At 42.0% G+C, this 15,218-nt stretch carries 10 protein-coding genes; 3 read left to right on the top strand and 7 right to left on the bottom strand.

What is annotated here, in order from left to right; translation table 11 throughout:
* Nucleotides 1–266 precede the first annotated feature (266 nt).
* Nucleotides 267–2,468 carry a CRTAC1 family protein gene (locus ACQ93I_RS04075; protein WP_431697262.1) on the top strand — a complete coding sequence of 734 codons (2,202 nt, stop codon included), beginning with the start codon at nucleotides 267–269 and terminating at the stop codon, nucleotides 2,466–2,468.
* Between the two features lie 133 nt (nucleotides 2,469–2,601).
* Here the strand turns inward: ACQ93I_RS04075 and bglX are convergent, their stop codons facing one another.
* From bglX to ACQ93I_RS04040, 7 genes are read right to left on the bottom strand one after another with little or no spacing between them, the layout of a single operon-like run.
* Nucleotides 2,602–4,914 carry a beta-glucosidase BglX gene (bglX, locus tag ACQ93I_RS04070; RefSeq protein ID WP_431697261.1) on the bottom strand — a complete coding sequence of 771 codons (2,313 nt, stop codon included), beginning with the start codon at nucleotides 4,912–4,914 and terminating at the stop codon, nucleotides 2,602–2,604.
* Between the two features lie 15 nt (nucleotides 4,915–4,929).
* Nucleotides 4,930–6,246 (bottom strand): glycoside hydrolase 5 family protein, encoded by a 1,317-nt coding sequence (locus ACQ93I_RS04065; RefSeq protein WP_431697260.1) that lies wholly within the window; start codon nucleotides 6,244–6,246, stop codon nucleotides 4,930–4,932.
* 5 nt (nucleotides 6,247–6,251) lie between these two features.
* The gene (locus tag ACQ93I_RS04060) at nucleotides 6,252–7,496 is read right to left on the bottom strand and encodes a glycosyl hydrolase (RefSeq protein WP_431697259.1); all 1,245 of its coding nucleotides are present in this window, start codon (nucleotides 7,494–7,496) and stop codon (nucleotides 6,252–6,254) included.
* 4 nt (nucleotides 7,497–7,500) lie between these two features.
* Nucleotides 7,501–8,691: an AGE family epimerase/isomerase gene (locus ACQ93I_RS04055; protein WP_431697258.1), complete on the bottom strand. Its 1,191-nt coding sequence runs from the start codon at nucleotides 8,689–8,691 to the stop codon at nucleotides 7,501–7,503.
* Nucleotides 8,691–9,854: a glycoside hydrolase family 130 protein gene (locus tag ACQ93I_RS04050; RefSeq protein WP_431697257.1), complete on the bottom strand. Its 1,164-nt coding sequence runs from the start codon at nucleotides 9,852–9,854 to the stop codon at nucleotides 8,691–8,693. Before ACQ93I_RS04050 ends, ACQ93I_RS04055 begins: the two co-directional genes overlap by 1 nt.
* A 36-nt stretch (nucleotides 9,855–9,890) precedes the next feature.
* Nucleotides 9,891–11,726: a sodium:solute symporter family protein gene (locus tag ACQ93I_RS04045; protein WP_431697256.1), complete on the bottom strand. Its 1,836-nt coding sequence runs from the start codon at nucleotides 11,724–11,726 to the stop codon at nucleotides 9,891–9,893.
* A 14-nt stretch (nucleotides 11,727–11,740) separates the two neighbouring features.
* Entirely contained in the window at nucleotides 11,741–12,886 is a 1,146-nt protein-coding gene (locus ACQ93I_RS04040) for a glycoside hydrolase family 26 protein (RefSeq protein WP_431697255.1), read from the bottom strand.
* Nucleotides 12,887–13,074: 188 nt separating this feature from the next.
* On the opposite strand from ACQ93I_RS04040, the gene ACQ93I_RS04035 reads away from it, so the two are divergent.
* Nucleotides 13,075–13,947 carry an AraC family transcriptional regulator gene (locus ACQ93I_RS04035; RefSeq protein ID WP_431697254.1) on the top strand — a complete coding sequence of 291 codons (873 nt, stop codon included), beginning with the start codon at nucleotides 13,075–13,077 and terminating at the stop codon, nucleotides 13,945–13,947.
* A 17-nt stretch (nucleotides 13,948–13,964) separates the two neighbouring features.
* The gene (locus ACQ93I_RS04030) at nucleotides 13,965–14,957 is read left to right on the top strand and encodes a glycoside hydrolase family 5 protein (RefSeq protein ID WP_431697253.1); all 993 of its coding nucleotides are present in this window, start codon (nucleotides 13,965–13,967) and stop codon (nucleotides 14,955–14,957) included.
* The last annotated feature ends 261 nt before the right edge of the window (nucleotides 14,958–15,218 follow it).

Below are 15,218 nucleotides of genomic sequence, written 5' to 3'. Positions count from 1 at the left end.
AAAAACCAGGTGAACTATCTCAAGAATGATAAAAAGGATGAAGTTTTACCAGCCTTTCGTCTTTCAGTCTTCAGGAATGACTGGTTGCAACATCTAAAACCTGCTTTTGCCAATTCATATTCACGGTAACACCAGACTCTTTTTCTACCAAAAATGCTACAGTTCGATTTGTATTATATATTTGCCAGGGCAAACATCTGTAAAGTTTTGTTTAATAATGTTTTAAACTTAATATTTTTGGAGGTGTAAAATACACATTTTATAATATGAAGTACCTAAAAGGCTTTTTTTTCTTCTCTTTTTTGTGTCTTTTCTCTTGTGAGGATAAGCAGACGATGCCCGAGATCATTAACCAATCGGCTAAAGAACAATTTTACATCCCCGAAAATATTTATGCCTCTTCTATAAGGATTTCTTATTTTGATAGTCTCTCCAAAGCAGCCCCACCAAATCAAAAAGAACGGTACAATCTTAAAAAAGCAGATGCTTTGCTTTATGCGGGCAGAACAAAAGAGGCCATTGAGATTCTGGAAAGATTATGGGCCGCAAGTAATAAAAGTGAATTACGATATCAGTTAGATGCAAATGAAGAAGATAAAATAGGTCCTTTACTTGCTATCGCTTATATGCGGTTGGGAGAGCAGCAAAATTGTATACATCATCACAATGCTTCAGCCTCCTGTATCATCCCAATTGATCCTGAAGGTTATCATCAGTCTCCCGAAGGATCCAGAAAAGCAATTGGCCTTTATGAGCATTTTTTAGAGCATACTTCCCGGGACTATAATAGCCGCTGGCTTCTGAATATTGCCTACATGACTTTGGGGGAATATCCTGAAGGTGTACCCGAAAAATGGCTCATCCCCGAAAGTGTTTTTGAATCTGAATACCCTTTAAAGAAATTTGAGGATATCGCTCCAAAACTGGGCTTGAACGTCAATGATCTCTCGGGAGGCAGCATAGTAGATGATTTCAACAATGACAATCTTTTGGACGTGCTTGTTTCCAGCTGGTTCCCTTCCGGAAAACTCAATTTTTTCATCAATGATGGAAAAGGTGGATTTGTAGAAGAAACTGCATCTGCAGGTCTAAAAGAAGTCAAAGGAGGTTTGAATATGGTCCCTGCCGACTATAATAATGATGGGTTCCTTGATGTGTTTATTCTACGTGGCGCCTGGATGGAAAAACTGGGAAAACACCCTAATTCCCTGCTTAGAAACAACGGCGACAACACCTTTACCGATGTAACCATAGAAGCCGGCCTGCTTTCCTTTCACCCTACCCAGACTGCCACCTGGGCAGATTTTGACAATGATGGATGGATCGACTTGTTCATTGGCAATGAGTCCGGCCAGGAGAATTTTCACCCTTCAGAATTCTACAGGAATAATGGAGATGGCACTTTCTCTAATCTTACCACCAGTGCAGGGCTTGCAGTAAGTAAAGAAGGAGAGTCTTATTTCGTCAAGGGCGCAACCAGTGGGGATTATAACAATGATGGATGGATGGACATTTATGTCTCCACATTACATTCTTCAAGAAATTTATTGTTTATCAACCAGGGAAAAGACAAAAAAGGTAATATCAGTTTTAAGGAAGAAGGAGCTCAACGCGGACTGGGAGAAAAGATTTCCACTTTCCCTACCTGGTCATTTGACTACAATAACGATGGTTGGGTGGATATTTTTGTGGCTGGATATAAGAGAAGTAACTTTTATAATATAGTTCCCGATATAGTAAGCGATTACCAAAAGGAACCTCACAAGGCAGAAACCATGCGCCTTTACCAGAACAAAAATGGAGTTTTTACCGATGTTTCTTCTGAAGTAGGTTTGAACAAAGTTGGCTATGCAATGGGCGCCAATTACGGCGATCTAGATAATGATGGCTTTCCGGACATCTACCTCAGCACTGGCGAAGTGAGCTTTGAATCCATTATTCCCAACCGGGTTTTCCGAAATGATTCAGGAGAAAAATTTCAGGATGTCACCACTGCAGGAGGCTTGGGTCACGTTCAGAAAGGGCACGCCGTCTCATTTTCAGATCTTGATAATGATGGTGACCAGGATATCCAGGTGGTCATGGGAGGAGCCTATCAAGGGGACAATTTCTTTAATTCAGTCTATTTAAATCCATATCAGGATGAGCATAACTGGATCACCTTGAAACTGGAAGGAACAAAGGCGAACAGGGCATCCATTGGCAGCAGGATCAAAGTAACAGTTATGGAAGACGGTATTCCTCGCACCATTTTTCATACGGTGAGTTCCGGAGGTAGTTTTGGCGCTTCTACCTTAAGGGCGCAGATTGGACTTGGAAATGCTTCGGAAGTAAAAGAGGTGAAAATAAAATGGGCCGGCAGTGGTACACAACAGGTTTTCAATGATCTGAAGTTAAATACCTTTTATAAGATAACAGAAGAAAAGCCTGAAGCAGAAGTATTAGATCTACAGCCTATCAAGCTCTAGAGTTTTTTTATCCAATTCCGAAGACCAAAAATACCTGTCAAAAATGCCATTTTTGACAGGTGTTTTTGGATTTTAGAGTTTGGAATCCAGACTATTGAATTAATTACCAAAAATTATGGCACTAAATGACCCGTTACTCCTCTCCCAACATAAAGGAAGCTTTTAATGTCTCCACAGAATTTCCACCCACAAAGACTTCAAATTCTCCCGGTTCTACAATGTATTCACCCTGATTGTTATAGAATCCGAGCTCAGCTTCAGTCAGTGTGAAGTTCACAGTTCTTTTTTCGCCCTTTTTCAGATCCAGTAATTCGAAACCTTTCAGTTCTCTAACAGGTCTCACTGTGCTTCCGTAGAGGTCCCGGATGTAAAGCTGCACCACTTCTTTGCCGTCATAGTTTCCGGTATTGGTAATGTCTACAGAAACCTCCACATTCTCACCCATTGCAAACTGATTCTTGTTCAGCTTTAGATTGTCGTAGTTAAAACTGGTATAGCTTAAGCCGTAGCCAAACGGGAACAGGGGAGTTTTTTCCACGTCCATATAATGCGACCACCAAACAGTTTCCGCTCCCGGCGCGGGATCTTCAGGACGTCCTGTATTCTGATGGTTATAGTAAATTGGTGTCTGCCCCACATTCCTTGGAAAGGTCATAGGCAGCTTTCCACTTGGATTATAGTCTCCGTAAAGCACCTGAGCAACTGCGTTCCCTGTTTGGGTACCTAACTGCCATGCCTCAACGATAGCCGGAATGTTTACTGCGGCCCAATCAATGGCAAGAGGTCTTCCATTGTTTAAGACAAGTACCACATTTTTATTGGCTTCATAAACTTTCTCAAGAAGTTCCTGTTGTACACCGGGCAGATCAAGGTTTGTACGGCTTCTTCCTTCCCCACTCTGGAAGCCATGCTCCCCAAGCACCATCACCACTACATCTGCATTTTTCGCTGCTTTAACTGCTGCAGGGAATCCACTTTTATCGCTGGTATTGAAGTTGACTTCAGTTAAGAAGGACTCTTCGCCTTCTACCAGCTGAGCACCCTGCTCAAAAGTAAGTTGGTTCCCATTATACTTCTGCATTCCTTCAAGTACAGATACGGCTGTATTGTCATCTGAAGCTATTCTCCAGCTTCCAAGCGGACTGTTCTTATCATCTGCAAGATCCCCGATAAGGGCTATTTTTTGTCCGTTTTTCTTCAGCGGAAGAAGGTTTCTTTCATTTTTAAGGAGTACGATGGATTTTTTAGCCATATCCAGAACTGCTTCATGGTGGGCAGGATTTCCAACCACTTCTTTTTCACGTTGCACATCGAGATATTTGTAAGGATCATCCATAAGACCCAGCTCATATTTCACGCGGAGTATTCTTCGCACTGCGTCATCGACAAGGGAATCGTCCAGCTTTCCTTCTTTAACGAGACCCATTATCTCATTCACATAAGAATAGGCTTCCATATCCATGTCCACGCCTGCTTCCACTGCTTTTTTAGCAGCCATCTTCTCATCTTTTACAAAACCGTGAACCACCATTTCCTCTATCGAAGCATAATCTGAAATTACAAATCCGTCGAAGCCCCATTTTCCCTTTAAGATATCTCTCAGGATAAATTCATTCCCGGTCACAGGTATTTCATCCAAAGTATTGAAACCGGTCATAAAAGTCCTTACTCCGGCCTCTTCGGCTGCCTTAAACGGTGGCAGTATCATATTGTATAAAGTCGACATTCCTATGTCTGCTTTGTTATATTCGCGCCCAGCTTCAGCAAAACCATAACCTGCAAAATGCTTCGCGGTGGCAGCAACAGTCAATGGATCTGAAAGATCATCTCCCTGAAAACCTTTTACTCTTGCTGCGGCGATCTTACTTCCCAGGTAAGGATCTTCCCCTCCACCTTCCATCACACGGCCCCAACGTGCATCTCTGGAAATATCGACCATTGGTGCAAATGTCCAGTTGATCCCTGAGGCAGCAGCCTCTGCAGCACCAACCTCAGCCGATCTTCTTATCGCCTCCATATCCCAGCTGGCAGCTTCAGCCAGAGGGATCGGGCTCAACGTTTTGTATCCGTGGATGACGTCAAAACCTATAATAAGCGGAATTCCCAATCTTGATTCATTCACCACGATTTCCTGAACCGCTCTCACCTGGTCAACTCCGCGAACCGTAAGCATGGAACCTACGCGCCCACTTCTTAAATGCTCATATTTTAATGCGGCATCCCCGTCTTTTGGTGCAGGACCGGTCACTTCCCAAAAACCGTTGTACTGATTCATCTGTCCGGCTTTTTCCTCAAGGGTCATTATGCTCAATAGCGAATCAATTTTGGCTTCTATACTATCATTTAAAGATGATTTGACATTCATATTACGATCTTGTTTGCCGGAAAATCCGCTCAGGAACACGACGGCACCTAACAGCAGAAAATATACACTGGTTCTTTTCATTATTTATGGATATTTCTATTTTTGAACAGCTTCAGGATTTAATATTTCATTGTACTTTTTGATCAGTTGAAGCGTAGATTCATCCTTTGCAAATACGGTATTTAAGCCTGGTGGTTCTTGTGGCGGATCTCCTGTAAAATCGTCTCCCACTTCCCATTTTCCTCTTACCTGATCGGTTTTAGCAAATCCACCAAAGCCCCAGAAATTCGCTCCTGCCAAATGCCCTCTCTCCTCATGACTCTCCCTAATTTTCAGAAAAAGAGCCTCATAAAATTCATTCCTGTTTTCAACTGATGCTTCCAAAGATAAACTTTCCTTTTCCCTTGGAAAACCGAATTCCGAAAGAACAATAGGTTTATTGAGGTTTTGTGCTACTTCAACATGCTCATTTACATAATCGTAAGCGTTGTCAATAGAAACCTGGAGACTTCCTTTTTCATCTTCAATGTCATACCAGCCCCAGTTCTTTGGCCACATATGAGCTGTAAGATAATCTATTTTAGGATTTGCATGAAGCGATTCATATTCCTCAAGGTCCTGTAGATAACTGGCTTTTCCTTCGGCTCCTGTAGAAACAAGGGTATTTGGATCTAAATCATTGAGAAGATCAACTACTTCTTTAAGCCAGATTCTGAATGGCTCCCTGTCCTCTTCAGTGAAAATACGTGGCTCATTGGCCACCTGCCAGGACATAATAGCCGTGTCATCGGTGTATTTAAGTCCGGTATACGGATTTGTTCTGCCGATGATGAACCTTATGTGGTTCATAAAAGCTTCCCGGCATGGGGTACAGGTGTGGAACTGCTGAGTATATTGAAAATACTCTTCCCAGGTGTACTTCTCCAAAAACGGGTTTGCCACCTCGCCATAACCATTCCATTCCAGGTAAGCCGACATCCCGCCAGACCAAATCCAGTTGTTGTTAAGGTAGAGCACAGCGTACATATCTCTTTTAGCCATTTCGGCCAAAAGAAAATCCAGACCATCTAAAAGGTCATCATTATACTCTCCCTGTTTAGGCTGTAATGCAGGCTTAACCTGAAAATCCTGCGTACCGCCTTCTGCACCAACAAGAATTCTCAAATTGTCAATTCCCTGGCTTTTCATGAGATCCAACTCCTTAATAAGCCGTTCCCTGTCGCCGATATTACTTGCAGCGATAAGAGGGCCGTACCAGTAATTTGCACCCACAAAATAATAGGGTTCGCTGCCTTTGTAAAAGACACCGTCTTTTACCGTGATGGGAGCAGGCCTGTTTTCAACGTTTTTGACACTGCTACACGACGCGAGAAACATTGCTGCTGCGAAGGTCAATAGGAATAACTTTTTCATATCTATCAATTGGGAAGGTTATACATAGTTGGCATTTCATGAAGCAAAAGAGGTTCCTCCTTTTGAACGAATTGAAGGAAGTCTTCTTCCCCTTCAAGTCCGGGTACCGGTACAGTATAAACATTTTCTGAATTCTGCCAGAACATCATGAAACCTATCTGGATATCATTACCTGTAAGGACCTCATATAAATTTTTAGAATAGAAGTTTTCGGGTAAGGTACTATTCGGAATGAACAGACCGGTTTCGGTCATTGCAGCGATCTTTACTCTTTCTTTGGCTAAATCTGAAACCATTTTCAGCTTTGCATTTGCAGCCGAAAGTTTTAAAGCATCACCGGGCAAGAAATCTCCGTAGTTATCCATCCCAAGAATATCCACATACTCATCTCCCGGATATCTTTGCAAATAAGTAGTGGCAGTTGAATAGGAATTGTCTGGCGCGTAAGCATAAAGTATATTATGCACCTCCAGTTCGTCACGAAGATATTCCACGGTAAACCTCCAGAGCGATTTAAATTCCTGGGCACTAGCATAAGGTGCTCCCCACCAGAACCAGCCGCCATCGAATTCGTGGAAAGGCCTGAAGATTATCGGGATCAATTTGCCATCACTGCCTTTTAAATTTTTAGTCACTTCGGCAACCTTTAGAAGTTTTTCTTTATAATATTCATGGTTAGCACCCCCTGGCAGAATACTTTTAAAAGCATTTGCTCTTTGGAATTCTGTCATGTCATCGGCATAAAAATGATCGCCTTCATAGGGTTCTCTCAAATGCCAGGTAAAATGGTTAACCATTCCCTTATCGTAAGCCTCAACAACATCAGCTATGATCTTCTGTTCCTGTTGATAAAACCAGTTTTCCGGCTGACCGTTATTGTTGTCGTCTGTGATGAACATGAAATCTGAGCCTAACAATCCGGGGTCGCTGCCGGATACTTTCTTAATGTCCGATTCTCCAGAGTTGTTTCCGTAGAAAGCGTTGAAAGCATCCTGCTGGCCAATGATAAAATGATTCCTGGAAAGGGTTTTTAGCTGGTAGAAAAGCGCCACAGTCTCTTCTGTAGCCGATGCGTCCACCATGTATGTCCTCGTATCTTCGGGCTGAAGAATGAACTCTTCCTCTCCCGGGGGATCAACCGGATCTACAGGATCTACAGGATCTGGGTCAGGATTGACAACAGGATCCTCATCTTTGCTACAGCCCGCGAGGACCAGAGACATGAACAAAAAGAGAAAGATTTTTTTCATTGGACTATTTCATTAGAACAATACACGCACGGGAATTGTGGTAAGGACATTTCCACATGCCCAGCTTATCCTCCTGCGTATAAGTTCGGTTATTTTCATCTATTCTGAAGAACCATTCGCCGTTCTCATGGTCGATAATATGCTCCTGCGTAAATTTCCAGATATCAAAAATGGCATTTTTGAATTTTTCCTCTCCGGAGATCTGATATGCATATTCCAGCCCTACCATGGCTTCGGCTTGCGGCCACCAATGCCGGTCTGTATCTGTTTCTCCGGAATCGAGGTCCTTTTCGTTGATCACTCCTTTTTCTGAAACATATGCTTCTTCCAAAAAAGTCTCTGCTACAGGCACAGCTATAGACTGGGTTCTATTGACTAAATTTTTGTTTCCTGAAGCTTTTGCAGCTTCGATCATGAGCCAGATCGCTTCAATATCATGTCCGTAGGAAACGACATTTCCTTCCCGATTCCACTGATTGTCAAAAAAGAGCTGAAAATGCTGATTTTTAGGATCATAAAATTTGTTAAGGAAAAGTTCGATCAGGTTTTCAAGAGCTTCTTTGACTGCTTCAGATTTTGTGATCTTATAGAGCGTTGTATAAGCCTCCAACACATGCAAATGCGTGTTCATGGTCTTTGCTGAATTCTTATCCTTTTCGCTTAAACGCATGTCTTCTATTGGAGACCAGTCCTGCTGAAAAGCTTCCAGGTAACCATTGAATTCTCTCTCTCTGGCATGTAATTCCACCAGGTCAAATAATTCCAATGCCCATTCTTTGGCTTCCTCGTCTCCTGAAAGTATGTGATATTCGGAAAGGGCGTAAATAGCAAAGGCCTGGGCATAGATCTGCTTCCTCCTGTTTAGGGGATTTCCTTCAGCATCCACTTCCCAGAATACCCCTCCAAAAATGTCATCCCGAAATGCCATTTTTAGATAACCGTAAGCACGATCTGCCAAAGATCTTAGCTCGCCTGACTGTTCCTTTTTATGATTCGCAACTGCCGAAAAAGTCCAGAGAACTCGGGTGTTGAGAATAATTCCTTTGGAAGCATCGGGTACTTCTTTATTAAAATGATCCCTTCGCCCCACAAATCCGCCATTTCTTTCATCCACGCTGAATTCATTCCAGTATTTCAGGATATTTTCCAGCTCTGCGGAAAGTTCGGCTTTGAATTGTGCTGTGGGATCTGCCATTATATCACTTCTTTATTCCTGTTTACAAGATCTACAATTGCATTTACAGAAGCTCTCGAGGTGAGGCCATCTTCGGGAGTATTTTTTACATAATCCAGTAATTTATCTACAGAAGAAACTGCAACATGGCAACGGGTATCTGAAGATGCGTAGTAGATAAAGACTTTACCATCTTCATCTGTAATCCAACCATTTCCGAAGAGAACATTAGGAACATCTCCTACTGTCTCCTCATAATTTGGCGCCATGAAATAACCGGCTGGCTGATGAATCACTTTTGAGATATCATCAAGAGCGGTCATAAAAAGATATAGCGTATATCGAAGACCACCGGCAGTGTTTCTTACGCCATGGGCCAGGTGCAGCCAACCTTCTTCAGTCTTTATAGGTGCAGGCCCCAGTCCGTTTTTAAGTTCATAAACTGTATGATAAACCTTGTGATTGATGATCTTTTCATCCTCTAAAACAGGGTTTGTGATATCTGTGATGTACCCAAGGCCGATTCCTCCGCCTTTGCCTACTTCAATGAATCCGTCTTGAGGGCGGGTGTAAAGAGCGTATTTTCCATTGACGAATTCCGGATGCATCACTACATTCCGCTGCTGACCAGAATTTGAAATCAAATCTGGTAGTCTTTCCCAGTTGAGAAGATCTTTCGTTCTCACAATTCCGGCATTTGCAACTGCTGCGCTGGTATCGGGGTTGGTTTTATCTTTACGCTCTGTACAGAAAATTCCGTAGACCCAGCCGTCTTCATGCTGCGTGAGCCTCATGTCATAAACATTGGTATCGGGTTCTTCTGTTTGCGGCAGTTCTACAGGTTTTTCCCAGAACTTGAAATTATCGACACCATTTGGACTTTCGGCCATTGCAAAGAATGACTTCCGGTCATTGCCTTCCACTCTTACTGCCAGCACATATTTCCCGTTCCACTTGATGGCTCCGGGGTTAAAAGTGGCATTTATACCTATTCTTTCCAGTCCCAGCGGATTGGTTTCAGCATTAAAATCGTACCTCCAATGCAGGGGAGCATGAGCTGCTGTAACTACCGGATTCTGGTACCGCTGTACAATTCCAATAGATTTTTCAGAAGGTTTATTCGGGGTTTGAATAAATTCTTTATGCTCTTTTATGAGTTGCTCGTATTGAGGAATTTTACTCATTAGTTCTCTTGTTTTATTAAAGACTTGTTCGTAGGGTTATTTTATATTGACGCCTGCTTCTTTTTTAATGTGGTCCCACCAGTTTTTCTTCAAAATGAACACACAAATGAGCAGCACAACAATGGAAATTACCATTGAAATATTTTCATGTAAAATGAGGTATAGGGGAATTAGAACCAATACGGTTTGGGCAATAACACCTATTACAACATTGAACATGTCTCTTGAAAAGTTTTTGTTCCGGGTTATTTCAGGATTCTCTTCCTTCACTTTGTCAAGAATGGGTTTCCAGAAGCCCCATGGGCGGGTTTTGATGTAAAAATCTTTAAGAATTCTTTCATCTGTTGGAGGAGCGGTAAAGGTTCCAATAATACTTCCGGCGATGGAAATCAACAGAATGATTGGGAAGTAATAAAGATCCAAGGTATCTGTTATCAGCGGAAATATCATTGCCGGGATAATTCCTGAAACCATTCCCCAGAAGTAGCCTTCTCCATTGAAACGCCACCAGTACCATTTAAGTGTATTGGAAATTACATAGCTTCCGTAAAGCGCTGAAACGATCCACTGTAGAATAGAATTCACGTCCAGTACAAAGAAACCAAGAATGATGCTGATAAGCACTACGACCATTCCGCTTGCGTAGTTCATTTTCTTCACTTCTTTATGAGAAGCATCGGGCTTATATTTTAAGTAAATGTCATTCACCAGGTAGGCTTGCGCAGCATTTAAAGTTCCCGCAAAGGTGGACATAAAAGCCGCCAGTAGTCCGGCGAGGAGTAGCCCTAATAATCCCACCGGGACGAATTGTCCAATCGCTGCAGGCAGGATCTTCTCGAAGTCCAGAATTCCGGCGGTTTCCAGCCTCAGATCGTCGTAGAAAAGAATGGCCAGAACAGAAAAGCCACCCACCATTAAATACCTTGTAGGAATAAGTGCCGCAATAGAGAATGCACTCATTTTAGCAGCTTCAAGCGGACTTTTGGTAGAAAGGATTTTCTGCATATCATAATTAGGCGCAGGTCCTGCTATACTGGACAGGATCCCTTTAAAGACCATGAGCATAAAGAACAGCCCAAAAAGAGAATATTGATCTGATGCTATTTTGGCATTGACCTCATCAATAATTCCGGTCCAGTCGATGTCGAGTTCCCATCCAAAGAGCGGATTCATCCAGCCTTCGGGGACATTCATTGTGCTTTCTCCCATAGCCTGCCACGCGATCACCGCAATAGCAACAGAAGAAACCGTCATGATAGAATACTGAAGCAGATCTGTCCACACGATTCCCGACATCCCTCCAAGCACAGAATAAAAAACAGCAAACATGGTGAAGATCACACCGTAAAAGTGTGGGATATATTCAGCAGGAACATCAAAAGGCACATAGGCTGAAACTATTTCCCAGGGAATAAAGATCTCAACAAATTTTCCAAGCCCTATAAATCCATAAGCCAGGAAGCCAAGGCAGCTCAAAATGGCAAAAATGACAATGATGCTGTGAGAGCGGTTTCCACCCTGGCCTTTACCGAAGCGAAAATGTATCCACTCTGCACCTGTAGTGACTTGTGAACGCCGAAGCCAGGTTGCCAGGAACACCATCAAAAACACCTGATTAAATACTGGCCAGAGCCATGGAATCCAGATACTTTTTAATCCGTAAACAAAGGTAAGGGTGACCAGCCACATGGTTCCGGAGATATCAAACATCCCGGATGCATTGGAGAGGCCCAGCATATACCATGGGAGGTCTTTTCCTCCTAAAAGGTAATCATCCTTACTTCTTTGAGCTTTCTTCCTTAAGGCTAGTCCAATTAGAATGGTTCCAACCAAATAAGCTAAAATTATTGCAATATCTAATCCTTGTAGCATAGGGGGCTATCTCTTTAGTCAGTTATCTCTTCCACCTCGTCCAGGAACAGGATCTCTTCCAGTTCCGCAAACGCTTTAAAATCTTCTTCAGAAATTTCACCAGGGTAAGTGGCGAAATAATGCGATGGCTGTGCATTTCTCCAAACCAGCACCCACGCAGCACCAGAATCTTTCATTCCCGGGTATAAGGTTTTCGTCCACCAGTAAGGATCTTCGCCAAAGTTGTTGTTTCCGGTTTCGGTAAGTGCAAAAGGTTTATCGGCCAATGCCGCCTTTTTGCGCACTATTTCTAAATTTCTTTTTACGTCTATGGTAAAAGCTTCATTTCCGCTGTGGTTGTATATGTCTACCCCGAGAATATCCACAAATTCATCTCCGGGATAATATCTATCAAAGTCCTCTTCACTACTAATGGTGTTGGGGGAATAGGCATATAACAGACTGTGCACGTTGTTCTCCTTTAACAGCTGCTGGGTTTCACGCCAAAGTTGTTTGTAATCTTCGGGAGTAACATTGTCTCCACCCCACCAGAACCATGAGCCATTCATTTCATGATACGGGCGGAATACTACCGGGATCACATTACCTTTTTCATCTTTTAGTGAGTTGAAAAAATCTGAAAGCCTTTTCACCCAAAGAACATATTTTTCACGCTGTTCTCCTCCTTTAAGAATAGCGGGAACTGCAGGAGTTTTATCCCAGGAACTGCCATTGGTAACAGGATTATCCAGATGCCAACTCATGGTAATAATTGCCCCTTTTTCGTACAGCTTTTGAATATGATCTCTCATTAAAGCAAAAGAAACGGTATCAAGATTATGAGGCCTGTCAAGTTCTATGTGGCCTATATCATAGCCATGAACTGCAGGAAATGCTCCTGCCACTTCTTTAATATCGCTTCGCAAAAGTTCTGGATCTTCCTCGTGCTTCCAGCCAATCCCATAGGCTGTAGCATCCTGATGACCGAATGCAATACCTTTTTGTGCAATTTCCTGAATATTATGGTACAACAGTTTGGTAGCATTGGTTGCTTCGGCATCTGCTACTTTAATAGTTTCAAAGTTAATCCCAGATGTAGACTTACAGCCCGCAAACTGAATTAAAATAAAAAAAAGTATTAGACACTTAACAATATTCTTTATGCCAGATGTATTTTTCATGCTTCTATTTGACAAAATGTTTTATATAAAAAAATCTTAGCTTATCTTTAACTTCTAAAATTTGCAAATTCGAAATTCTGAGCCCCGTAAATTATGACATTCAAATTTACTCTGCCAAAGGCGATTTAATTAATATGATTTTGTCATTTAATAATGAAATTTTTTCCAGAACGTAAACATTAAAGAAAATGACTGCTGAAGTCCATCGTGAAATCACCCCCCTGTCCCCTGAAGATAGTTTTCTTGTATTTGACCGAATTAAAGATGATTTTGACTTTCCCATACATTTTCATCCAGAATATGAGCTGAACTTTATTTTAAACGGCAAGGGAGTTCGAAGAATACTGGGCGACAGTATGGAAGACATTGAAAATACAGAACTGGTACTTGTGGGACCTAACCTGCAGCATGGCTGGGAACTTCACAACTGCAAAAACAAGAACATCCACGAGATTACAATACAGTTCCACAACGACCTTTTTGACGAGAAACTTCTGGGCCGAAGGATCATGAAACCTATAAAGGACATGTTTGAACGTTCGGCTCATGGAATCCTTTTTTCAGAAAAAATCGCAAAAGAGGTGACCCCAAAGATCCTTAGGCTCTCAAAAATTGATAGTATAGATTATTTTCTGGAGCTAATATCCATCCTTCAGGATCTTGCAACTTCCAGAAATCAGCGCTTGCTTTCCTCCTACACTTCCAACAATAAAAACTTCGAGAACAGTGACAAAATCAAAATTATTTATGAATACGTTCAGGAAAATTATCAGAACAAAATTTCTTTAAATGAAATCTCAGAACTGGTTAATATGAGCCCCGTATCCTTTAACCGGTTTATAAAGAAAAGGACAGGAAAGACCCTAATCGAATACGTAAATGACACCCGCATTGGTTTTGCTTCCCGATGGTTGATCGAAAAAGACCTGAGTATTGCCGAAATTGCTTTTAAATGCGGCTTCAACAACATCGCCAACTTTAACAGGGTATTCAAAAAGAGTAAAAACTGCACGCCTTCACAATACCGTGAAGAATTTAGCGGAATAAAAAGAGTACTCTAATCAAATCCAGATCACTAATGAAACTCCCAAACTCACTTCTTCTACTTTTAATCTCAATAACTCTCACCACATGCTCTTCAAAAAAAGAAGCTCCCAATGCACCTGAAGAAAACTTATCCCCGGTAGCCACTCATGGACAGTTAAGTATTGAAGATGGAAAAATAAAGAATGCTTCAGGCGAACCTGTTCAACTAAAAGGCATGTCTTTATTCTGGAGTCAATGGCTACCACAATATTATAACCAGGAATCGGTAAAAAATCTGGTAACAGGATGGGACATTCAACTTATTCGTGCCGCCATGGCTGTAGAACATGACGGCTACCTTGAAAATCCTGAAAGAGAAAAAATGAAGGTCGAAAAAGTAATTGAAGCCGCCATAGATCTGGGGATTTATGTAATTGTAGACTGGCACGACCATCACGCAGAAGATCATCTGCCGCAGGCAAAAAAATTCTTTTCTGAAATTGCACGGGAGTATGGCGACTACCCCAACCTTATTTATGAGGTGTATAATGAACCTCTCGATGTTTCATGGTCACAGGTCTTAAAACCTTATCATGAAGAAGTCGTAGCCGCAATCCGCGAACATGATCCTGACAATATTATAGTCCTAGGCACCCCAACCTGGTCTCAAAGAGTTGATCTTGCTGCAAAGGATCCCTTAGAAGGAGAAAATCTTGCTTACACCTTGCATTTTTACGCCGGCACCCACCGGCAGGAGCTGCGAGAAATAGCCGAAACAGCAATGAATAAGGGGCTGGCAATTTTTGTTACCGAATTTGGTACCACAGATGCCAATGGAGACGGCCCTGTTTACGGCCAGGAAACCGGAGAGTGGATGGAATTTATGAAACGACACAACCTTTCCTGGGCCAACTGGTCTGTGGCCGACAAGGATGAATCTTCCGCAGCTTTACTTCCCGGCACCACCCCTTCAGAAATAAACCGGGAAGAAAATATTTCAACTTCAGGAAAACTGGTGCGATCATATTTAAGCACCTCCAACTAAACCTTTCAAAAATAGCATTTTCTTAATCTTTTTTTCTCCTACTCCTGCAGCCCTGTGCAGGAGAACGCCTCCTCCTGCAACATATTCTCGTTATAAAGTAAATCTTTTCAGAAATAAGGAAAAAATATCATCATTAATTGATAAAATAATATTAACAACAGCTTAACATGTGCTTTAAATTTGATCTAAGGAAATCTCTCTGACTCTAATGATTTCGCTCATATTATGTTAGAGGCTTTCCGCAACCTTTAGCCAGTTAAC

The organism is Salinimicrobium sp. WS361 (genome assembly GCF_050750585.1).
Taxonomy (GTDB): Bacteria; Bacteroidota; Bacteroidia; order Flavobacteriales; family Flavobacteriaceae; genus Salinimicrobium.
This window is presented reverse-complemented; position numbering and strand designations above follow the sequence as displayed.